The sequence below is a fragment of the Corynebacterium pyruviciproducens ATCC BAA-1742 genome (genome assembly GCF_000411375.1).
Taxonomy (GTDB): domain Bacteria; phylum Actinomycetota; class Actinomycetes; order Mycobacteriales; family Mycobacteriaceae; genus Corynebacterium; species Corynebacterium pyruviciproducens.
Genome location: NZ_KE150448.1, coordinates 501905 through 523163, shown reverse-complemented (window position 1 = coordinate 523163; position 21259 = coordinate 501905). Strand labels below are relative to the sequence as shown.

Genomic DNA, 21259 nt, shown 5'->3' with positions numbered 1-21259 from the left:
CTATGTCACTTCGTACGATCATCGCTGCGGGCATCACCGCCACCATGCTCTCCGCGGGGCTCGCGGTTCCTGCCGTCGCGCAGACTGCTAACTCCTACGATCTTTACCTCGGCGTCGGGCCTGATGAGACCAGCGCGAACATGTCCTGGTATATGCCGTCAAGACAGCAGCAGTACGTGGAGGTGAAGGATGCTTCCGGGCACGTCACTAGGGTGGCGGGCACCAACACCCGGCTCACCACAACGCGCGCCGAGTATTCCACTTTCGCCAACCTCACGGGCCTCACCCCCGGCGAATCCTACCAGTACCGTGTCGGTTCAGACGAGGTGGGCTGGACCATATGGTTCGATCTGAAAACACAGCCCGCGGCCGATTCGTGGAACTTCCTGTTCTACGGCGACCCGCAAATCGGCGCCGGCAACCTCACCTCAGATACCGAAGGATGGGCCAAGGCGCTCAACGTGTCCACTGGTGCCCATCCGGATGCCGCCTTCCTCGTCACCTCAGGCGATCAGGTGAACTACTCCCTTGACCAGGATCAATACGCTGCCTTTTTCTCCCCCTCCGAGCTCCGCCAGTACCGCCTGGCGGTGCAAAACGGCAACCACGACGATAGCCCCGTGGCTTTTGCCCGCCACTTCAACCTGCCCAATGCCCAGGGCTACAACTACTACTACGAGTACAATAACGCGCTCATCGTGGGGCTGGACAGCAATGGCATCAACTACGGGGCGATGGTCAATTACCTGCGCACGGCGGTGGCCACCGCGGGGGCGGGGAAAGATTGGATCATCGTCACCTTCCACCATGCGCCGTACGCCCACAGCTGGCATGCCTTCGAATCCAAGCCCCGGGATATTGCCGCCGAACTGGGCCCGGTTATGAGTCAGCTGGGCGTGGATGTGGTGCTCAACGGGCACGAGCACCTCCACTCGCGCTCCTACCTCATGGCGGGAACCACGCCCCGTACCACCACTGAAACAAACCTCACCCCGAGGGGCAACGAGGTGTTGTACTACACAGCCAACAGCTCTACCGGCTCCAAGTTCTACGATTTCGCTGCCTCCGGCACCAAGCGCCTCCCCCAGCTCACCTACGAGGAGTCGGTGGCGCAGAGCCTCGTGCGCCCCGAGGTGGCCTACTGGAACCAGGACTACACCCCCGATTACACCAACGTGGAGGTGAGCCCCGAGAAGCTTACGCTCACCACCTACAACGTCGACGACGGCTCGGTGGTAGACACCGTGACGCTCAACAAGCAGCGCCTCGCCCCGCTGCCTGATAACCCCGGCACCCACACCACCCTGCCCGGAGACAAGGAGACCACCGCACCGACGGCGACGGCGACGGAAACCGCCACCGCGACCGCCACAGTCATCGTGACGCCGAAACCTGGCGAGGAACCGGAACCGGAGGCGTCGACAAGCTCGGACCTTCAAGTCGCCGGTGTTGTCATGCCGATCCTCGCCGTCCTGGCGGCGCTTGGCACCGCGCTGTGGACGCAACGCGATGCCATCATGGCGCTGATTACCAGATAGTCACGCGCTCCTCCGGCGCGAACCCGTCCTCCACGTCGAAAGCCTCGTAGAACTCGTCGATGTTCTTGGGGATGACGCTGCAGCGGAACTCCGACGGGGAGTGCGGGTCGATGGCCAAGAGCTGCGCCGCCATCTGCGGGCGGGTCTTCTGCCGCCACGACTTGCCCCACGAGGTGAAGAACGAGACGAGGTCCACGTCCTCCCCGTGGTCGGCGGCGTATTTCTTATATGCCACCAGCGCAATGCCAAGGCCGCCGAGATCGCCGATGTTCTCGCCCAGGGTGAGTTCGCCGTTGACGCCCGGGGTGTCCTGTCCTTCCAAGGCGATGGGGACGAGCCCCTGGAACTGGCCCACGAGCGCCGCGGTGAGCTTCTCAAAGGCGGCCCGGTCCTCGTCGGTCCACCACACCTCGAGGTTGCCGCGGCCGTCGTAGCGGGAGCCCTGATCGTCAAAGCCGTGGCCGATCTCGTGGCCGATGACCGCACCAATGCCCCCAAAATTCTCAGCCGGGGAGTGGGTGGGCGAGTAGAACGGCGCCTGCAAAATCGCGCCGGGGAACGTGATGTCATTGACAGTCGGGTTGTAGCACGCGTTGACTGTCTGCGGCGTCATCACCCACTCGCCGCGGTCGTACGGTTTGCCCAGCTTGGACAGGTGGAAGTTGTGCGCGTTGAGGGCGAGCGCCCGGGAGTTGCTCACCAGATCGTCCTCGGACAGCTCCACGTCGTAGGTGCGCCACTCATCGGGGTAGCCGATCTTGGAGGTGAAAAGCTCGAGCTTGGCCAGCGCCTTGTCACGGGTGGCTTCTGTCATCCAGTCGAGGTGGGAGATGCGCTCCCGGTAGGCGGCGAGGAGGTAGCTGACGAGCTCGAGCATCTCCTTCTTGGACGATTCGGGGAAGTATTCGGCGGCGTACAGCTTGCCTAGCTCAAATCCGAGTCCTCCCTCGACAAACCCGAGGGCGCGCTGCCAGCGGTCGCGTTGCTTTTCGGAGCCGGAGAGGACGCGACCGTAGAAGTCGAAGTTGGCGGCCGACAGGTCGTCGGAAAGCAACCCGGCCCGGGAGCTGACGATGTGCCACACGGCCCAGGCCCGCCACTGCTCGTCGGAAAGCTCGGTGAAAGCGGTCTCCAGGTGCTCGAGGTAGGAGGGCTGGCAGGCGATGACGGTGCCGTCGGAAAGCCCCATGGTGCGCAACATGGTCTGGACGTTGTCTCCCAGCGAGCTTAGCTCCATCGGGTTGAAGGTCTTCACCGCGTCGCGGCAGGCGACGTTGTCCCAGTGACCCCGGGCCAGGTAGTGCTCCACGGCGAGGACGTCGGCGGCTTTCTCCTTCCGGCCGGTGAGCTCGAGCATGCGGGCGACGTGTTCCTCGTACTTCTTCAGCGTCTCGGCGTGCTCGGGGGCGTGGTAGTAGGCTTCGTCGGGAAGCCCGAGGCCGGCCTGGACGATGTAGGCCACGGCGTCCTCACTGTCGGCGGACTTCTCCACAAAGAACGAAGCCGGAGCAGTCACACCGATCTTGTCGAGCTCCCCGAGCGCCTCCGGCAGCGGCTTGTCAAGGTAATCGAACTCGAGGTCGCTCACCTCGCCGCGGTGCTCCATAAACGAGCGGTACGCTGTTCCCACCAGGCCCTGGTCTGCCTCCGCGAGCCTGCGGCACTGCTTGAGCGAATCGAGGCGCAGCTCCTGGAACGTCCCCCACGAGGCGTACTCGGCGGGAATATCCGTCTCCCGGTACCACTCGCCGTTGACAATCTCGAATAAGTCTTTCACGTGATTTTCTCCTACAATCGGGTGGCGTGCATTACAAGTTACAACCTACTGTAAGCGTACTGGCCGTGGTCGCGGTCCTGGCGTACCTCTTCGCCCCAGCCGGGTTGCCACTTCTGTTTACTGGCGCCCCAGCCAGGGAGGCGGTCACCGTCGGCGACGAGATCCCCCTTCCCGCCTCGCCCCAGTGCGAGCGCGATTTCGGCTCGGGGATGCTCACCGGCTACAAGTGCGGGACCGATTACGTCCGCTCCGCCGAGCTGGGCGGGATTAAGGACCCGGCGCTCGCCGCCACCCGCCTGTGGCGGGCCGAGATGTACCTGCCCACCGATAACCGGCCCACCACCGAGGGCTCGGTCACCGTACTTCGTGACGGCGACACCGCCGTCATCCTCGCCCCCACCGGGGAGGACAAGACGTACACCGTCGCCGTCGCCTCCGGCGTGCTCATCAGCCCCACCATCGAGGCCCTGCAGGCGGTGAACGCCTAATGAAGTGGTGGCTTTACCTTGGACTTGCGTGCTCGGTCGCGGGGCTCCTCGTGAGCCTCGCCTCCATCATCGCCTCGCCGGTGGCGGGCCTGGTTTCGCTCGTGTTCGCGTGCGCGTGGGTGGCACTTTTCTACTGGTTGCTCTCCACCTCCCGGTTGTGGCCCGTGGGGCTGACGTGGCGGTGGGTTGCTGCTGCTCTCGCCTGGGGCGGAGGCACATCCCTGGTGCTCGTGGTGGCCGGCAGCTCCGGTTTCATGGAGGCGACGCGGTTGGCGGGCAGCGAGCTCACCATGGCGTCCTTCGCCGGCGCGCTTCCCGAGGAGGCCGCCAAGGGACTCGGCGCCTTCCTCATCATTTACCTCTGCCCGCGCATCACCCGCCCCTACCACGCTCTGTCCATTGGAATTCTCGTCGGCCTCGGCTTCGAGGCGGTGGAAAACCTGGGCTACGGCATCGCCGGCGCGCTCTACCACCCGTCCTCCGACATCCTCGGCATGCTGGAAATGTGGGGCGCGCGCACCGTTGCCGGCCCGGGCCTCCACATGATGTTCACCGGCATCCTCGCCTACGGCCTCGGCCTGTGGCTCTTCACCTCCCGCTCGTTTGTGGTCGCCCTCGGTTTTTGGGGCTTGTCGACGCTCTTCCACTTCTGGTGGAACCTTCAGCCCCCGCAGGTGTGGGTTCAGGTTGTCTCCCTCATCTTCTGCGCCGTCGCCCTCTACGCGGTGTTCATAGCAGTCTGCATCCACGCTCTGCGCGCCGCGCGTGCCGACGTTCACCGCTACGACACACCCGCCCTCCTGTTACGCGTGTGACTAGTGTGACGAATGTGGTAACATTCGCCCCATGAAGCGCGTAATTTCTCTGCTCACTGTTGTAGCCACAATCGCATCAGCCGGGGGTGCGCAAGCCCTCCCCGCCCTCTCCTCCGGCATCGACATCGCCGGCCACCAGCACCCCGGCGGCGCGGCCATCGACTGGCACCAAGTAGCCAACTCCTCCCAAGACTTTGCGTTTATTAAGGCGACGGAGGGCGTGGGCTTTGCAAACACCCACTTCCCGGTTGATGTTAAAGAGGCCCGTGGGGCAGGATTGCACGTCGGCGCCTACCACTACGCCCGCCCCGGCACCGACGCGAAGGCCCAGGCCCGCTACTTCGCCGACGTCATCAAGCAGGCAGATGCCTCCCTCCCGCCTGTCCTCGACTTGGAAGAGACCGACGGCCTCGGCGTCACTGCTCTGCAAAACTGGACCCGTGATTTCCTTTCCGAGACCCAGCGCCTCACCGGCAAAACGCCGATGATCTACACGTACCGCTACTTCTGGTACGAGCAGATGGGCAACACGAAGGAGTTTTCGCAGTATCCGCTGTGGTTGGCGGCGTGGCAAAACACTCCCCCGGCTGATATTCCTGGTGGCTGGAGTTACATGACGTTCTGGCAGCGCTCCGACCACGGCCGCGTCTCCGGCATTTTGAACGAGGTTGATCTCAACCTCTTCAACGGCACCCGCGACCAGCTCAACGCCTACGCCGCCGGCAACGCGCTGGGCATCGGCACCCTCCTCAAGCCCACCGACAACTTCGGTGGCCCGGACTTCGGCGGCACCTCCCAGCCCCTCGCCCACGCGATCCTCGGTATCGCTGAGGGTAACGTCCTTGCCTCCGCTGAGCTTGTCGACGCCGCGACGAAGGCCGGTATCGACCTCCCCAAGGCCTTCGACCTCGCTCGGGTGATGATCGAGCTGTCCTCCCAAAACAAGCTCCCGGTTGAGGACTTGAAGACGATGGCCGCCTCCGGCAAGTACACCCTCGGCGATTTGCTCATTTTGTTAGATAATTCCTCCCGGTAGGGAACCGTGGGGCCCCTGTGACCCGTCTAATAAGTATGATGCCACAGGAGTTCCTCGCACAGCGCTCCTCGGGGATGGAGATCCTCGAGGGGTTTTCTGGGCTACGCAAAAACCAGATTGCGGAACTCGCGCTCGCCGCCGACTGCCTTCCCGGCGACATCCGGCCGCTGGTCACCTGCGCCAACGCCTGGGCCAAAGCGCCGCAGAACCAGCGCGCCTTGGCCCACGAACTCTCCCTCACGCGCCTCATGATTATTTCGCGGGCGTGCAATTCCATCAACGCGCCGTCGCGTGAGGAGACAGACAACGTCCGTTTGCAGCTCATCCAGGCGTCGACAAGCCTGACGTGTGACGGACTGAAAGCGAAAGCAACCGAGCTCGTGCGGGAGCTCAACAAGGACACCTTCAGCAACAACCGGGGGGTGTTTGTGTCCAAGAAGGCCGACGCCCAGGGCAACAAGCAACTCATCCTGCGCGACACCGCGGCGAAGATCAACCGGATCAACGCACGGCTCGCCGAGCTCGCACCCAAAACCATGGACCTCTGCCGTGGCAAGGGCCAAGCCTTCGCCGACCTCGCCTTCTCCGAGGGCGGCGAGTTCAAACCCACCGAATACAAACCGGCGCTCATCCTCGTCCTCGACAAGGCCTTTTACGCCGGCAAGGAAGCCAAGGTCCAAACAACAACCGGGGAGGTGTACGACCTCGACGAGCTCGCCCAACTTGCCCTCGCCGACACCGGCTGGCTCACCATCGTCGACAGGGAAGCCCACATCCTCGGCAATTACGAAATCGAGCGCCGCCGCTTCGCCAACGATAACCAGCGCGCCGCCAACGAAATCATGCAGATCGTCTGCCCCTGGCCCGGCTGCCACGAGCTAGTCATGAACGGCGCCGCCCACCACCTCATCTCCTTCGCCTGCGGCGGCAAAACAGATTCCGACACCCTCTCCGGCATCTGCGTCTCCCACAACGCCCAAAACGACGATTTCCCCGATCACCCCCTCAACGGCCACCTCGAACGCGACTCCACCGGCCGCGTCGGTTACCGACCACCCGGCGGCGGGCCGCTGCAATACAACGACCAGCCGGAAAACAGGTGGTGCGGCTACAACCTCGTGCGCCAGGTTCTCGAAGCCAGGCGCGCTACTCCGTCGCCATCGGACCCGGATACCACAGACCCGAGCGGGTAATCACTTCCGTATCAACCGCGGCTTGCTTAGGCTCCTCCCCGAGACTATTCGTGCGCAACGAATACTCCTCGATGGAGCCCCAATCGCGCTGCCAATCATCCTTCAGGTACCCGGGGATCTCCCGGCCCTTATTGACAGCCTCCGCAATACCCATCACACCGCCGCCGTTGTAATCCTGGAACGGCGACAGCGTCACCTTCCCCGGGTGGTCCGGCGAGATGCGGTACTCGGGCACTTCCGCAACACCCGCGTAGTGGTCGAACGACCGCTGGCACGGGAACTGCAAGCTGACCGCCCAATCGAGGAGCCCCGGCTTTTCGGAGCCGATGACCTCGTTGAGGGGTGCCAGCTGGGGCACGCGCGGTGGGGTGAAGGCCACCCATTCATCCCCGTTGAGGTTTGTGTCTTCTGCTGTGATTCGCACCGCGTCGGCCTCCTCCGGCAGTTGGTCAAGCGGCACCCTTAGGTTGCGCCATTGGGGCGCCGGTCCGATGTCCATCGGTTCCACTTCACCTAGCTTTTCGACGCCCTGTCCGTCGCGTTTTCCGTACTCGACGACGAGTTTCTGCCCCGGTTGTTTCACGCCGTTGATATCATGGTGCGCAACTTTACCAGCCGCGGAGATGACGAGCAGCGGGTTATCCGTCTCCGGCAGCGCATACCACTTGGTTTCTATCTTGGACCCGAACTGCGCCCCATTCCGCTGCGATCCCATGACGGGGACCTTGGTGTAGTCGATGCCAAAAGGCAGGCGAATGTTGGAGCCGTTGGCGCCTTGCTCGGCGCGTGCGCCCTGGGTCGAAGTACTGCTCCCGGCTGAGTCTCCTGAGGCAGTGTCCTCATCTGCATCACTGGCACCAGCCACGGTTCCGGCTGAGCGTCCTGAGGTGTCCACGCCTCCGCCGACGATGGTTTCGGGAATGTTGTTGGGGCCAAATCCCTGGGAGTTTCCGTCGTCAAGCGAGTCGGCGAGGGTGCCTTCGAGGGGCGTGAGGAATGCGTCGTTGGTGTTGGTTTCAAGGAGTGCGTCTTCGGCGAGGTTGCAGGTCTTGCCTGTCAGCGCGCGCAGGTTGCCCAGCCCGACGCTGTACGCCGGGTACTGCGACACGAACGCTTTGCCCAGGCTGAGGCAGCTGAAGAGGACGACGAGGGCGGCGAGGACGGCGATGGGCGCGGCGAACAGTCCGTCGAATTTCGCTAGTCGACGACCCGTCCTCTCCCGGTCTCCTCTCACCTCCCGCACTTCGTCGAGGAATCCAAACACCACGCCCACCAGGAGTACCAGCAGGGCGATGACGAGCATCACCGTCGACGCCTCCACGCCCCTGAACTGGATGGACTTGTCAAACCACGGCACCCCGAACGAGGAGATGTACCACCACGCGTTTTGCCCGGCGAGGCAGAACGCGAGCAGGAACAGGAACGCCCCGAAGATGAGCAGCCTGTTGCGGACGGACCGCAGCGCGATCTGGGAGACGACGATGGCCGCCAGCGCCGCCAGCGCCGCGCCGAGGCCTGCGAACACGCCGAAGTGGTGCGACCACTTGGTGGGCGTGAAGCAGAACGCGAACATGGTCAGTGCGAACATCATGACGAGGCGGAACGTTGGCGCTTTCGCGGCCCCGATGACTCCGCCGTGGCGCAGCGTCGAGGCAATCACAAGAACAACAGCCGCGAACATGAGGATGACCGCGAACCGACGCGTGAACGATCCGTCCACGTTGTTACCCATGAGCGTCTCGTAGCGCACCCATTCGAGGTACCACGGCAGTGATGGCCCCTTTGCGGAGCGGACGTGCACAGCCTCGGTGACGGTGCGTAACGTCTGGTCGCCGAACACGGCCATGAGGATGGCAAAGCCGGTGGGTAGGAACGGAACGAGCTGCGCCACGATCCCCAGCGAGCGCCTCCTGTGCAGCATTCGGATGAACGCGGGGATGCCCGCCAGCAGAGCGCCGACGGCCATCAGACCAGTCGGTCCGGCGCCGAGAGCGATGGTGGCAACGATGACGGCGATGGCGCCGTACAGCAACCGGTTGGTGGCGAAGCACTTCTCCACCAGCACCCACGTGAGAAGCGCCAGTGCGGCGATGATGGGCTCCGGACGAATGCCGTTGTTGTAGGGCAGCCAGAAGGCGAGGAAGACCAACGCGGCGGTCCAGTGCGCAACTCGCCTCTCTGTTATCTTCTGCCCCAACCGGGGGAGGACCTCACGCGACAACAACAGCCACGTCAGCACCGCCGCCACCAACTGGGGGAGGCGGACCCAGATGGAGGACGTGGACACGTACGTCATCAAGCCCAGCAGGTCGTAGTAGGGCGCGCCGAAGGGGGATTCGGGGACGCCGTACCAGCGGTAGTAGTTGGCCATGTAGTCGGCGGCGTGGGACTGGCGGGCCATGGTGAGGATGAAGCCGTCGTCGGAGGTGTTGGCGCCGATGAAGTACCAGAAGAGGAGGATGGCGGCGACGACGCCGTCGAGAAGCGTGATGGATTTCCAGCGGGGCGTGTATTCGGAGGTGTGGTCGCCGGCGAGCTGGTCGAATTTCCACAGGCTGAACAGCGAAACGAGGAGGCAGGCGATGCCGCCCCACATGGCGAGGTATTTGATGAGGCTCGGCGAGGAGGTGAAGCGGCTGTTGACGGTGATGTCGGCAGACAGGCCGGGGATCTCCGCGTCCCGGTTGAGTTCTGTGTATAGTCCTGTGACTTGTGGTCGCTCGTCGCCAGTCGCCTCGCCCTCGTGGGTACCGAGGGCGACCGTTGTTTTGTCGGCGTCGCTGGTGAGCGTCAGCTCGTCTGTGGGGGCTAGCTTGTCGACGTCTTCCTGCGTGATGGAGAAGATGACCTTATCCTTGACCACAGCGTCGAGCCCGTTGTCGCCGAGGCGAATGAACAGGCCGCGCTGCGTGGCATCCTTGGAGTCCTGCGGTAGCGTGCCGAGCAGGAGGTTCTGGCCGTCGTGAAGCTCATCGAAGGCGGCGACGGGGATGGTGGCCTCGAGCTTCTCGGGCGCGTAGCTCATGAGCGGCGCGGTGATGGACTGGTTGTCTCCCTGCGGCCAGTGGATGGTCGACTGCGTCTGGTTGACGGGGAGGAATGGCGTGAGGATAAACAGAAGGAAGCCGACGATGCCAGAGGCGATCGCCAGCTTTTTTAGCTTGTCAAGGGTCAGCACGGCAACTTAGTTTAGGGTCACTACTACGAACGGGCCAACTTGGGCCACGTCCCAGTATGGAGCGGAAAAGACGGCGGGGTTGAAGAAAATACCGCGGAAACGGACGTTGGGATCGTTGGGGTAGATGTCCTCGGCGAGGTCGTATTTCCACCCTGTCTCCATGTCGTCGGCGTCGCCGCGGAAGATGAACGCCTGCGGCGGTTCCCACGGGGAGCCGGCGAGGGTGTCCTTGAAGGCGGCTGGGTCCGAGAGCTCGTTCCACGAGGAGTCGGCCCAGTGCTCGATGAGCGTGTTGCGCAGGTCGAACTGGCCGAGGGGGTTGGCGTAGTGGCTCGTCATGGCCTGGAAGCCCCGGTAGGGGTAGACGGCGAGGAAGGACCGTTCGTCGGTAAGCACAACTGCATCAGCCGGGGAGTCGATGCGCGTGCGCAGCTGGTCGTTGAGTGCCTCGTAGAACGTGGCGGAGCCGGGGGCGAACCGGTCGGCGCGCTCGCCGTAGCCGTCGGTGTCCGAGTGGGCCCGGTCGATGGCGGTTTGGTTGCGGGCGGGGATCCCCTGGGCGTAGTAGATGCCGGCGAGGGCGATCACAACAGCAACAGCCGCGGTGACGCGGGGCCTGGTGGGCAGGTAGGTGAGGTGGAGTTGGGCGAGCCCCAAGACACCGGCCGTCGACAAGCAAATTGCGATGACGGCGTCGAGACGGAAGCCGAGGAGTGTGGTGCCGGCGAGCGAGGCGACCATGGAGGCGACGATCCAGCAGTACGTGACGATGACGGTGATGGTGAGGCTCATGACGTCGGTATCAAGGACGTTGAGCACCATGTACACGATGCCGATCATGCACAAAAGCCCGATGAGGGAGAAGCTGAACATGGGAAGCGGCACTTGCGCCCCGGAGTACGGCAGGTAGTGCAGGCTTGTCGCGCCGGAGCGCGGCTGGCCGGTGAGCACCGCCTTGAGGTAGGGGAACCACACCGTCAGCGCGATGAGGCTCGAGCCAACCCCAATGATGATCATGCGTATCAACGGGGAGAAGGAGCGGGTCACCAACGCACTAACGAGCGCCGCGGCGACGATGAGGGTGCCGGCGAGGACGGAGGTGTACAGCGTGTACATGGACGCGGAGATGCCGAGGTAGATGGTGACCCCGGCAAGTGCCCACGGGGCGCCGCGCAGCGCCCGTCCGGCGAGCACCATGGCGGCGGAGCTGCCGGCGGCGACGATGGCCGCGTAGGGCTCGGCCGCGGAGACGACGAGTACGATGCACGTGGTGACGAGCGCGATCCCGGTGGCTACAGGCACCGAACCGACGATCCGCTGCCACACGGGGGTGAGCAGGCTCACGGCGGCGGCGATGGAGACGAGCGCCCACGGCTGGAAGGCTTCCCAGCCGGGCAGGCCGAGGAGATTGGCCATGCGCCCGCCGAGCCAGAACCACCCGGAGGGGTAGAAGCTCGGCATGTCGATGTAGTTCATGTCCGACAGGTGCCACGAGTCGGTGAGCCGGGTTAAAAATTGCGTGCGGAACTCTTGGTCGCCGGTCATGCCGTCGAGCCAGAGCCTGGTGGTGGACAGGGGGATGGCGGTGGTGGTACACACGATCCCGGCTGGTGCCAGATAGCACGCAAGGTACACAAGTGGCTTAAGTTGTTTCGGCCCGTGGAGCCACAGCCAGCACCCCACGGCGACGACAACGCAGATCACGACGGTGCCCGCGGTGGCGACGGCGGTGGTGAGGTTGGAGTTGGCAAACGCGGGCAGGTTGGTGCCACTGAGGATGAACCACACGAGAAGCGTCGCCGCACCGCCCCCCAGGGCTGATGCGGCCATGGCCGCAAGCGTAGCGCCGATGGAGAGGCGGTCCGGAGCGTACTCGCTGCCCATTATTAGAAGGGGAGCTTTCTAAAGATGGGCTTGGGAATGTGGTTGAGGATGAGGGAGACGTACTCGAACGCCGGGTGGACCCACACGGTGTCGTCGCGCTTGACCACAGCCTCGTGCACCGCCTTGGCCACATCCTCGCGGTTGACCGTGAGTGGGGCCTCCTTCACGCCCGCAGACATGCGGGTGCGTACCTGGCCGGGGCGGACGAGCAGAACGTTGACGCCGTACTCGCGCAGGGCCTCGCCGAGCTGGCCGTAGAAGCCGTCGAGGCCCGCCTTGGCGGAGCCGTAGACGAAGTTGGAGCGGCGCACCTTCATGCCCGCCACGGAGCTCATGGCCACGATGGTGCCGTGGCCCTGGGCCTTGAACTTCTGGCCCAGCAGCACGCCGACGGAGACGGCGGCGGTGTAGTTGGTCTGGACGGCCTCCACGGCCTTGGCCTGGTCCTGCCACTGCTCCTCGTTGTCGCCGAGGATGCCGAAGGCAACGATGGCGATGTCAAAATCGTGGCCGTCGAAGGCCTCGTCGATAACGCCCGGGTGGCTGGCAAAGTCCAGGGCGTCGAAGTCGATGACGCGGACGCTGCGCGCGCCGGCGGACTCGATCTCGGCCTTGGCCTGCTCGGCGTGGCTGGAGCCGGGGCGGATGGCGAGGGTGACGTGGGCGGGCAGGAATTCCTTTACAATGGCCAGCCCGATCTCGCTGGTGCCTCCCAAAAGGAGGATGTTTTGTGCTTCTCCTACTGCATTGAGCATGGTGTATTCCTTACTTCAGTTCGAGGCGGCGGGACATGTCGGAGGCGAAAACGCCGTGCGGGTCGAGCTCGTTGCGCAGCTTGAGCCAGCCCTCGAGGCCCGGGTACATCTTGTGGAAGTTTTCGGCGCTCGTGCGGGATTCCTTGGCCAGGTAGAGGCGGCCGCCGAACTCCATGACGCGCCGGTCCAGCTCGTCGAGGAAGGCGCCGAGGCCCTTGCGGATGGGGAAGTCCACGCACACGTTCCAGCCCTTCATGGGGTAGGACAGCGGCGCCTTGTTGCCCTCGCCGAACAGCTTGAACACGTTGAGGGCCGAGTAGTGGCCGGAGGCCTGGATGTCCTTGATGATCTCCTTGAACGGCTCGACGGCCTCGGTGGGCACGACGAACTGGTACTGGAGGAACCCGGCCTTGCCGTAGCCGCGGTTCCACTCGCCGATGAGGTCGAGCGGCTGGTAGAACTGCGTGAGATTCTTGACGTCGTTCTTCGAGTCCTTGCCCATCATGTAGTACAGCTCACCGATGGTGTTGAGAGTGAGCTTGTTCATCGTCCACGAGGGGAAGATGTCCGGCACCGTCATGAGCTGCGGCGCGTTGAACTTGAGCGGATCCTTGGCCAGCTTGGGGGCGAACTCCTCCAGCTGCGCGAGCGTGGCGAGGCTGCCGCGGGAGATGGTGGCGCGGCCGAGCTTCGGCTCGGGGTTGATGCAGTCGAACCACGCGGAAGAATAGGTGTAGTTCGCCTCGGCGCCGTTGGAGTGCTCGGCGATGGTCTCGTCGAGGTTGTTGGTGCGCACCGTGTCGGAGAGGAAGTAGGCCGTCTCCGTGCGGGTCATCTGGATGCGGGCGCGCAGAATGATGCCAGTGAGTCCCATACCACCGACGGTGGCCCAGAACACGTCGGAATCGGGTTCGAGGTGACGGATCTCACCGTCAGCTGTGAGCAATTCCATGCTCACAACGTGGTTGCCAAAGGAGCCGGCGGAGTGGTGGTTCTTGCCGTGGATATCCGGCCCAATGGCGCCACCGATGGTCACCTGGCGGGTGCCGGGCAGCACGGGAACCCACAGCCCGTAGGGCAGTGCGGCCTTCATGAGCTGGTCCAGCGTGACACCGCCGTCGACGTCGACGATACCGGTGGCCGTGTCGATGGAGTGGATGGTGTTGAGGCCCGTCATGTCCACAACAATGCCGCCAGCGTTTTGCGCCGGGTCGCCGTAGGAGCGGCCCATGCCGCGGGCGATGATGCCACGGTGGTCGCCGGCTGCCGAGTGGTCAGCGGCATCCTTCACGGCGGCGACGATCTCGTCCACCCCGTGGGCGAAAAGAACGTTTGCCGTGGTAGGGGCGGTGCGTCCCCAGCCGGTCAGTGTACGTGCTTCTGTGGTGTAGGCTCCCTTTCCGCCCGAAGCTGCGGAAGAGGATGCGCCCGTCTCAGTAGTCATATCCTGTCTTAGATTACTCGCTTCACAAATCCATCAGGTCCCGAATTTGCTGAGGCAGCATGTCCTGGCTCGTGATCGTGGGACCTTGGTATTCCTTCAGAATCTTTTCTATCATGGCCCGCTCCTCCGCTGGGTGGAACGGAAGTTCCTGGGCGAAGAGGAGCGTCATGTGATCATCAAGGGGCACGTTGGTGCGCGTCGCTGCGATGTGCTCGCCGGACGCCGCGCCGCCGCGTGACTGCTTGAATCTTCTCAACCACTTCATAGTGCCCCTAAGCCTATACTGAACCCATGGAAACAGACGAAAAGGTTGTTCTGTGTGCCACCGTCTTTGCGGTGTACGCGTTGCCGGACTACGTGGACTCTTTGCCGGCCCGCCTCGCCATCGATGCCGCCCTGGGGGTAGCGGCGGCGGTCTACATCGCCCACGACGAGCCGCGGCCGGTGCCCGAGGAGGAGCCGGTGAAAGACCTGCCGTCCTACGCGTTCCCGGCGATCATCGCTGGCCTTGTGGTTACCGCCTGGCTGGACCACAAGAGCCGCCACTGGCTGGCCGATAAGCTGCCGCTGAAACGCCCGCATACGGTCATCGGTGCCGGTATTGCCGCTCTTTCCTGGTTTGCCGCATGATCTGCGTGGTGGACAAAAGCCCAGATCACACCGTGATCTGGCAGCTCGACGGCTCCCAGCTCACCTCCGCCTGGGTGGACCCGCCGGCCCACGTCATGACCGGCGCGTTCGTCATGGATACCCACGACTGGCGGGCGGGGGAGCTGGCCGCGAAAGCCGGCACCACGGCGAAAGATCCGGCGGATTTTAAAGCAATGTACACCGGCGACCCGGTGGGGGAGAACTGCTGGTGCCACGCCAAGGTAGTGCAGGATATCGCGGCGTTTTGGGAGGAAAAGGAGGCTCGCCGGGTGCGCACCAAGAAGGGCCGGGAAGCGCACGGCGCCGCCCCGCGGCCGCTGCCATTGCCGAACAATTAGCAAAAGTCGCTATACTGCCCTGCGTGGATTCTCTAGGCAAGCAGGGCTACCGGTTCATCGTCTCCGGATGTATTTCGGCGGTCTTCGATATCGGTCTGACCTACCTGTTCCAGTTCGGGTTCGGGTGGTTGCCGTTCTACGCCCGCACCATCGGCTTCATCGTCGGCACGCTCGTAGCGTACATGATCAACCGCCGGTGGACGTTCGGCATGGGCGCCTCCACCAAGCGGTTTGTGCAGGTGTGGCTCCTCTACGGGATGAGTTATGTGCTCAACACCCTCATCTACGATCAGGGCTTCTCGCTTCTCGATGTCTACATGAACAGCTACGTCGCCGCCACCATCGCGTTTGTGGTGGCCCAGGGCGTGGCCACCGTAATCAACTTCTTTGTCCAGCGATGGTTCATCTTTAACAAGAACCGCAACGGCAACTAGGGCCGTTCGAACCGTTCCTTGCGCCCGAGCCGCTGGAGCCGCAGCCATTCGCGGAACCCGGCCGGGTCTTTCTTTTGTACCAGGAAAAACCAGGCAAAACGGGCGTATTCCTGGGGCAGAAGCTTGCGCATCCCCGGCTGGTTCATGAGGTAACCCCTGTTGCGGTAGGTGAAGTAGCGCTTGAAATCGCTGTCGGGGTACTGGGTGTGCATGCGCCCGCCGAGGATGGGTTTGAACTCGTCGGAGCCGTCGGGGTGGAGGTAGGCGGTGTCGAGGCAGGTGCCAAAGTTCAGGCCGCTGCGCGCAAGGCGGCGGTGGTATTCCACCTCGTCGCCGCGGATGAACAGGCGATAATCGGGCACGCCGATGGATTCCATGGCCTTGGCGGTGATGACGGCGCCGTTGAAGAGGCTGGCGATGCCGGGCAGGAATCCGCGCCCGAGTTCGCTGCGCTTGCGTCGCCACACAAGGCCCCTGCGCAGGGGGAACGCGAGTTTTTCGGGTTCTGTGAGGTTGAGCACCACGGGGGAAACCTCGTCGAGGTCGTGGTCTTTCATGCAGGTGAGGAGGGTCTGCAGCACGTCGGGTCCCTCGGGTCGCCCGTCGTCGTCGGCGCACCACACGGCGTCGGCTCCGAGTGCCAGAGCGGTCATGAACCCGTAGGCGAACCCGCCGCCCCCGCCGAGGTTGGTTTTGCTGGGCAGGTACACGGCCCGCTCGCCCGCTACGTCATGGACTAGCTTGTCGACGTCCTCCTGGTCGCCGTTGTCCACAACGATCACCCACCGCACGGGGTAACTCTGGTTGCACACCACGGTGAGCGAGTTGCGGAGAAGTTCGACGCGGTTGTGCGTGACGATGACGGCAGCGATATCCATGGAGTTCATCTTATTCAGTGCGGCCTGCACCCACGGGTTGGCCGAGAGTCGAAGTGTCGCGCCGGCGGGCGTCTTCTCCTCCACCACCTGGCGGATGGCGGGCCACAGCGTGGGATCGTTCCGGGCCGGGAAACCGGCCTGACAGTAATCGGTCACGCCGAGGTCCCACATGCGGCGCGCAAACTGGGCAAACAGTGCGTCGCCCTCGGTGCGCGAGCGGGAAGCGTCGAAAAGAACAAGGACGCTGTCGCCGGGCCGGGCGGGGACCTCCTCGTCGAGGAAGGCCAGGACGTGGAGGGTGGGCACCTAGTCCTCCATGCGGTCGAGGAGGCGACGAACGTGGTCGGCGGCCTCCTTGCCCTCGTAGGACTCGATGATGGACGGAACGGACCCGGCCTGGCGGATCTCGCCGTGATCCACCCACAGGGCGGTGGTGCACAGCTGGGCCAAAAAATCGTTGGAGTGGGAGGCAAACACCAGGATGCCGGAGCGCTTGACCAGCTCGGACAGTCGGGCGCGGGCCTTGGCCATGAAGGCCGCGTCGACGGCGCCGATGCCTTCGTCGAGAAGCAAAATCTCCGGCTCGATGGAGGTGACTACGCCGAGTGCCAGGCGGATCCGCATGCCGGAGGAGTACGTGCGCAGCGGCATGTTGAGGTAGTCCCCAAGTTCGGTGAACTCGGCGATCTCGTCCATCTTCTTCTTCATCTGCTTGCGGGTCTGCCCCAGGAACAGCCCGCGGATGATGATGTTTTCGTACCCGGAGATCTCCGGGTCCATGCCTACGCCGAGGTCGAAGACGGGGGCGACGCGGCCGTTGATGTCCGCGGAGCCGCGGGTGGGTTCGTAGATGCCGGACAGCAGGCGCAGGAGCGTCGATTTGCCGGCACCGTTGTGGCCCACAAGCCCCACGCGGTCGCCTTCGCGCAGGTGCAAGTTGACGTCTTTGAGCGCCTCGACGACGATGACATCGTCGGCGGTCTTGCCAATGACGCCCCCGGCTGCGCCGAGGAACGCCTTCTTCATCGAGCGTGACTTGGCGTCAAAGATGGGGAAGTCAACGCACGCGTTGTAGGTGTCGATGGAAACCAATGCAAGTCCTTTGTGTTGAGCTACGTGGGAAAAATTTCGTTATCCTGCGGGGAAAACTTCGTCTTCCTGCGGGGAAAACTTCGTCTTCCTGCGGGGAAAACTTCGTCTTCCTGCGGGGAAAACTCTTGTTTTCCCCGTGTAAAAATCTTCCTTATTTGCGGGGTGTAAATAATCCGATTCTTACGTGTAAAAATCTCCGATTTTTACACCCAGTAGCTGACGCGGAAGCGCCACTTCTTCATTGCTAGGAGTGCCAAGCCTACGCCGACGACGGTGCAGGCGAGGACCACGTACCAGTTGTAGGCGTGGATCGGGGCGCCAATGAGCGGCGCGCGGACCACCTCCATGTAGTGGTACAGCGGGTTGAGCAGCGCGAGCTTCGCGCGGCCGGCGACCTCCGGGCCCTGGTTGGTCAGCGTATCGGTCATCCACACGATGGGGGTGACGTAAAAACACAGCTGCGTGAGGGCCTCCAACAGGGGCGATACGTCGCGGTAGCGCGTGGCGATGATGCCAAAGAACATGGCTACCCACGCGCCGTTGACTACGAGCAGTGCCATCGCCGGGATCACCAGCAAAATGTCCCACCCCAGCGGACGCGGGAAGATGAGCATGAGGATGAGCCAGATGACAAGGTTGTGCCCCAGGAACAACAGCTGTTTCCACACCAGTCGGTACACGTGTACCGATAGTGCGCTGGGCAGCTGTTTGATGAGCCCCTCGTTGTCGATGAAGATGTCCGAGCCTTCCTTGATGCAGCCGGAGATGAAGTTCCACATGATGAGCCCCACGGTGACGTGGGGGAGGAAGGTCTCCAGCGGAATCTTGAACAGCAGGGAGTACAAAAGGCCGAGGGCGAGGGCCATGACGCCGGTGGCGATGGTGATCCACAGTGGGCCGAGGACGCTGCGGCGGTAGCGCTGCTTGATGTCCTGCCAGCCCAGCTGGAGCCACAGTTCGTACTGCTTCAGCCCGCGTACAAGGTCCGCCCACGCGGCCTTGAAGGTCCGCGACTGGCTCGGTGGGGTGTCCCTCACCTCGGTGGCGGTAATGCGCGCCAGATCCTTATCAGTATTGTCAGTGTGCACGAGGTATAGCTTAAACCGTGTGCAGTAGGATAAGGGAGAGCAGGTTCGACGAAAGGGGTTGCGCAGCATGTACGATGCCGCACGAGTGCGAGGTCTCTACACCTCACTCGGCGAAGGCTGGATCTACCTCAACGCAGGTGAACGCCCCCAGATTCCGGAGAAGGTTGTCTCTGGCGTGTCCACAGCCTTCCGTACCGGCCCCCTTGTCGAGTCGCCCGAACCCGGCTCCCGGCACTCCGCAAATTCCGTGTTCGGCGCCAGCCACCTCGCCTCCGCCACCCGTGCGGTGGCCGATCTTTTCTCCGTGCGCAGCGACCATGTTGTTCTCGGCCCGTCGTCGTTCGTGTTGGTGCGCGCGCTGAGCCACGCGATGTCCGGCAGGCTGCGCCGTTCCGGTGTCGTCGGTGCCCGCGATCACGCCCTCAACGAGGCGTTCGCTCGTTACAACCTGACCATCGCCGAGCCGGATCTTGGCACCGGCGAGATCCCCGCGTGGCAGTACCGTAACTTGATCGACGGCTCCACCCGGCTGGTCATCGTCCCCGGTGCTCACCCCTACGTGGGTACCGCCACCCCCGTGGAGGACATTGCGGAGATCACCCACTCCGCCTCCCGCGCTTGGGTGCTTCTCGACGCGACGGCGCTCGCCCCCTACCGCCCCATTGATATCGACTCTTACGGTGTGGACATCGTTCTTGTGGATCTCGCGGCCCTCGGCGGCCCCACCCTGTCGGCCCTCGTGTTCCGCGATACCTCTATGTTCCCCCGCTTCGATCACCCCCTCGAGGTCGGCCCAATCGATAGCGGCCTCCTCGGTGGTGTGTCCCCGCTCATCGATCACTATGCAGGCCTGGAGGAGGATCTTGAGGGGCAGCGTGCCCATCGGCTCCGCGAGTCGATGGCGAGCCTCGATGTATACCTGTCGAGCCTCCTGCGCCACGCCATCGAATCCCTGCGTGGCCTCTATAACGTGCACCTCGTGGGCATCACCGGCGAGGCGGCAGGCTACGGCATGGCCGCCATCGACCGCGTCCCTCGCCTCACCTTCGTCGTCCGAGGCATCGACGCCGAGACCGTCCAGCAGCGCCTGTTCTCCAATTCGCTGGTCACCTCGCTCGCACCGCACGACCCCTTGCTGGAAAACATGGGCGTCTTCGAGGCCGGCGGTGCTTTGAGCATCGGCCTCGCCCCGTTTAACACCTACGCGGACATCGACCACCTCACCCGTGTCCTGGCCTCGCTCGGGTAGCGGAGTCCGTCGCTGCATAGACACATCGCAACGGCGTTTTCTGGTCGTGCGTGTTACACCCCGAACAGGGAAAGTGGAATGCAGGCGATGCCATCTTCTCGGCGGTAAGCCCGATCCCCGGTTGTGATGATGATCATGTCGACGACCTCTTCCGGAAGCTCGTTCCGCAGCCATAGGAGATGCTTTCCGTCCTCGGGGGAGGGCGTGTGTGTCAGTTTCACTTCCACGGGGATAATGCCCCCATCCGCGCTTTCAATAACAGCATCGATTTCATGGTCCCCATTGCGAGTGCGGAAATGGCCGACGGTGGCGAAGTTCGCCTCGGCGGCAACGCGAATGCAGAGCACCGCAAGAGCCTCAAACAGGCAGCCAAAGATATGGGCATTCCGAGGAGCTTGAAGGGACCTTTCGGTCAATCCAAGTAGGTGCAGCGCAAGACCGGGATCGGCAAGGAAATGTGTCGTCTGTTGGGAAACGCGTGGGAATGGGGCGGAGGCAAAATTCCAGGCAGGTAAAGGGTCGAGAATCCAAATCTCGCTGAGTTTGTCCCGGTATGTCGCAGATGACTTTTTTGATGGCTTGTTGGACTCGCCAGGTGTCGCAGAATCTAGGATTTTTGAATAGCTTGCCTGTGTTGCTGTTGCTGCGGCATAAGCGCGCATCCAGGCGAGGAGTGCTGCCTTATTGCGCGTCGTATAGCCCTGGTCGGGTAAATCGCGGTCAAGGATCCGGTCGATGTACGAAGCGATGTGCTGCTTTTGTACGAGCGGGGGAAGATTCTGCAGCCCGGGCAGTCCTGTCGTCGCAATGCTATGCGCGTAGTCGGCGGAAGTTTGATCGGTCTGCCCAGTGATGGTGGCGGAACCGGCAAGAATTTCTTTGAGGGAGATGAGATCTTCCCGGGAGCCACGCTCAAAGACGGCCATCGGGCGCATACGCAAAGATAACACGCGTCCAGCGCCACTGTGTGTCGTGGTGCCTGCAATGGGAGTAGCTGAACCAGTAAGTAGGAAGCGGCCTGGATCGCACCCGTCGTCCACCGCCCGACGCACAATGTCCCACACTTCTGGTACCCGTTGCCACTCGTCGATGAGGATTGAGCCATCAGGAAAGTGGTCGAAAGCGGGATTGGCGCGAAGGATAATGCGATCCTGCTCACGGTCTAGGTGCAGTGTCGTTGTCGCACGCTGTTCTGCCGTGCTTGTTTTTCCGACGCCTTTGGGCCCATCGATAGCAATTGCACCGACATAGGGGAGTAGTTCGTTAAGCTGCAGGTCGAGAGCGCGTGCCAGGTATGTCATGGTTCCTAGGGCATCAAACGCACGAATCGTAGGGTACCGAACGCATCAATCCTAGGTGCCCAAATGCATGAATCCTAGGGCATCAAACGCATTTTTCCTGCACTGCCGGTTATCCGCGAA

Annotated in this window: 19 protein-coding genes; 9 read left to right on the top strand and 10 right to left on the bottom strand. The window is 63.2% G+C overall.

Features of this window, described 5'->3' with window-relative positions; translation table 11 throughout:
• Window positions 1-2 precede the first annotated feature (2 nt).
• On the top strand, window positions 3-1538 hold the full coding sequence (locus tag HMPREF1219_RS11970) for a purple acid phosphatase family protein (protein WP_016459190.1): 1536 nt from the start codon (window positions 3-5) through the stop codon (window positions 1536-1538).
• Here the strand turns inward: HMPREF1219_RS11970 and HMPREF1219_RS11965 are convergent.
• Window positions 1528-3315 carry a M13 family metallopeptidase gene (locus HMPREF1219_RS11965; RefSeq protein WP_016459189.1) on the bottom strand — a complete coding sequence of 596 codons (1788 nt, stop codon included), beginning with the start codon at window positions 3313-3315 and terminating at the stop codon, window positions 1528-1530. The two genes, HMPREF1219_RS11970 and HMPREF1219_RS11965, sit on opposite strands and share 11 nt — an antisense overlap.
• Window positions 3316-3341: 26 nt before the next feature.
• Here HMPREF1219_RS11965 and HMPREF1219_RS11960 point away from each other — a divergent pair, with 26 nt between their 5' ends.
• The 4 genes from HMPREF1219_RS11960 to HMPREF1219_RS11945 are packed head-to-tail and all read left to right on the top strand — an operon-like array spanning window position 3342 to window position 6847.
• A complete protein-coding gene (locus HMPREF1219_RS11960) occupies window positions 3342-3803 on the top strand; it encodes a hypothetical protein (protein WP_040427809.1) in 462 nt (153 codons plus the stop codon).
• Complete coding sequence (locus HMPREF1219_RS11955) at window positions 3803-4618, top strand: PrsW family intramembrane metalloprotease (protein WP_016459187.1); 816 nt, start codon at window positions 3803-3805, stop codon at window positions 4616-4618. Before HMPREF1219_RS11960 ends, HMPREF1219_RS11955 begins: the two co-directional genes overlap by 1 nt.
• Window positions 4619-4649: 31 nt before the next feature.
• The gene (locus tag HMPREF1219_RS11950; RefSeq protein WP_016459186.1) at window positions 4650-5654 is read left to right on the top strand and encodes a glycoside hydrolase family 25 protein; all 1005 of its coding nucleotides are present in this window, start codon (window positions 4650-4652) and stop codon (window positions 5652-5654) included.
• A gap of 17 nt (window positions 5655-5671) precedes the next feature.
• Window positions 5672-6847, top strand: a complete 1176-nt coding sequence (locus HMPREF1219_RS11945) for a hypothetical protein (protein ID WP_245554471.1) — start codon at window positions 5672-5674, stop codon at window positions 6845-6847.
• Here HMPREF1219_RS11945 and HMPREF1219_RS11940 read toward each other — a convergent pair.
• From HMPREF1219_RS11940 to HMPREF1219_RS11920, 5 genes are read right to left on the bottom strand one after another with little or no spacing between them, the layout of a single operon-like run.
• Entirely contained in the window at window positions 6801-10025 is a 3225-nt protein-coding gene (locus HMPREF1219_RS11940; protein ID WP_016459184.1) for an arabinosyltransferase domain-containing protein, read from the bottom strand. The two genes, HMPREF1219_RS11945 and HMPREF1219_RS11940, sit on opposite strands and share 47 nt — an antisense overlap.
• 6 nt (window positions 10026-10031) lie before the next feature.
• On the bottom strand, window positions 10032-11909 hold the full coding sequence (locus HMPREF1219_RS11935; RefSeq protein WP_016459183.1) for a galactan 5-O-arabinofuranosyltransferase: 1878 nt from the start codon (window positions 11907-11909) through the stop codon (window positions 10032-10034).
• 2 nt (window positions 11910-11911) lie between these two features.
• Window positions 11912-12664: a decaprenylphospho-beta-D-erythro-pentofuranosid-2-ulose 2-reductase gene (gene dprE2, locus HMPREF1219_RS11930; protein ID WP_016459182.1), complete on the bottom strand. Its 753-nt coding sequence runs from the start codon at window positions 12662-12664 to the stop codon at window positions 11912-11914.
• A gap of 10 nt (window positions 12665-12674) precedes the next feature.
• Window positions 12675-14108 (bottom strand): decaprenylphosphoryl-beta-D-ribose oxidase, encoded by a 1434-nt coding sequence (gene dprE1 / locus HMPREF1219_RS11925; RefSeq protein WP_016459181.1) that lies wholly within the window; start codon window positions 14106-14108, stop codon window positions 12675-12677.
• A 22-nt stretch (window positions 14109-14130) separates the two neighbouring features.
• The gene (locus tag HMPREF1219_RS11920) at window positions 14131-14373 is read right to left on the bottom strand and encodes a hypothetical protein (protein ID WP_016459180.1); all 243 of its coding nucleotides are present in this window, start codon (window positions 14371-14373) and stop codon (window positions 14131-14133) included.
• 26 nt (window positions 14374-14399) lie between these two features.
• Between HMPREF1219_RS11920 and HMPREF1219_RS11915 the strand changes: the two genes are divergently transcribed.
• Genes HMPREF1219_RS11915 through HMPREF1219_RS11905 form a run of 3 tightly spaced genes read left to right on the top strand, consistent with a single transcriptional unit; the run spans window position 14400 to window position 15531 of the window.
• On the top strand, window positions 14400-14738 hold the full coding sequence (locus HMPREF1219_RS11915; protein WP_016459179.1) for a hypothetical protein: 339 nt from the start codon (window positions 14400-14402) through the stop codon (window positions 14736-14738).
• An 8-nt stretch (window positions 14739-14746) separates the two neighbouring features.
• Window positions 14747-15097 (top strand): hypothetical protein, encoded by a 351-nt coding sequence (locus HMPREF1219_RS11910; protein WP_245554470.1) that lies wholly within the window; start codon window positions 14747-14749, stop codon window positions 15095-15097.
• Between the two features lie 23 nt (window positions 15098-15120).
• The gene (locus tag HMPREF1219_RS11905) at window positions 15121-15531 is read left to right on the top strand and encodes a GtrA family protein (RefSeq protein WP_016459177.1); all 411 of its coding nucleotides are present in this window, start codon (window positions 15121-15123) and stop codon (window positions 15529-15531) included.
• Here the strand turns inward: HMPREF1219_RS11905 and glfT1 are convergent.
• From glfT1 to wzm, 3 genes are all read right to left on the bottom strand, one after another.
• The gene (gene glfT1, locus HMPREF1219_RS11900; protein WP_040427849.1) at window positions 15528-16418 is read right to left on the bottom strand and encodes a galactofuranosyltransferase GlfT1; all 891 of its coding nucleotides are present in this window, start codon (window positions 16416-16418) and stop codon (window positions 15528-15530) included. The two genes, HMPREF1219_RS11905 and glfT1, sit on opposite strands and share 4 nt — an antisense overlap.
• A 297-nt stretch (window positions 16419-16715) precedes the next feature.
• Complete coding sequence (gene wzt, locus HMPREF1219_RS11895) at window positions 16716-17501, bottom strand: galactan export ABC transporter ATP-binding subunit Wzt/RfbE (protein WP_016459175.1); 786 nt, start codon at window positions 17499-17501, stop codon at window positions 16716-16718.
• Window positions 17502-17704: 203 nt separating this feature from the next.
• Window positions 17705-18562 (bottom strand): galactan export ABC transporter permease subunit Wzm/RfbD, encoded by an 858-nt coding sequence (gene wzm, locus HMPREF1219_RS11890; protein WP_375713170.1) that lies wholly within the window; start codon window positions 18560-18562, stop codon window positions 17705-17707.
• 94 nt (window positions 18563-18656) lie between these two features.
• Here wzm and HMPREF1219_RS11885 point away from each other — a divergent pair, with 94 nt between their 5' ends.
• The gene (locus tag HMPREF1219_RS11885; protein WP_016459173.1) at window positions 18657-19838 is read left to right on the top strand and encodes an aminotransferase class V-fold PLP-dependent enzyme; all 1182 of its coding nucleotides are present in this window, start codon (window positions 18657-18659) and stop codon (window positions 19836-19838) included.
• Window positions 19839-19891: 53 nt separating this feature from the next.
• Here HMPREF1219_RS11885 and HMPREF1219_RS11880 read toward each other — a convergent pair whose 3' ends face one another.
• Entirely contained in the window at window positions 19892-21139 is a 1248-nt protein-coding gene (locus HMPREF1219_RS11880) for an ATP-binding protein (RefSeq protein WP_016459172.1), read from the bottom strand.
• Window positions 21140-21259: the final 120 nt, after the last annotated feature.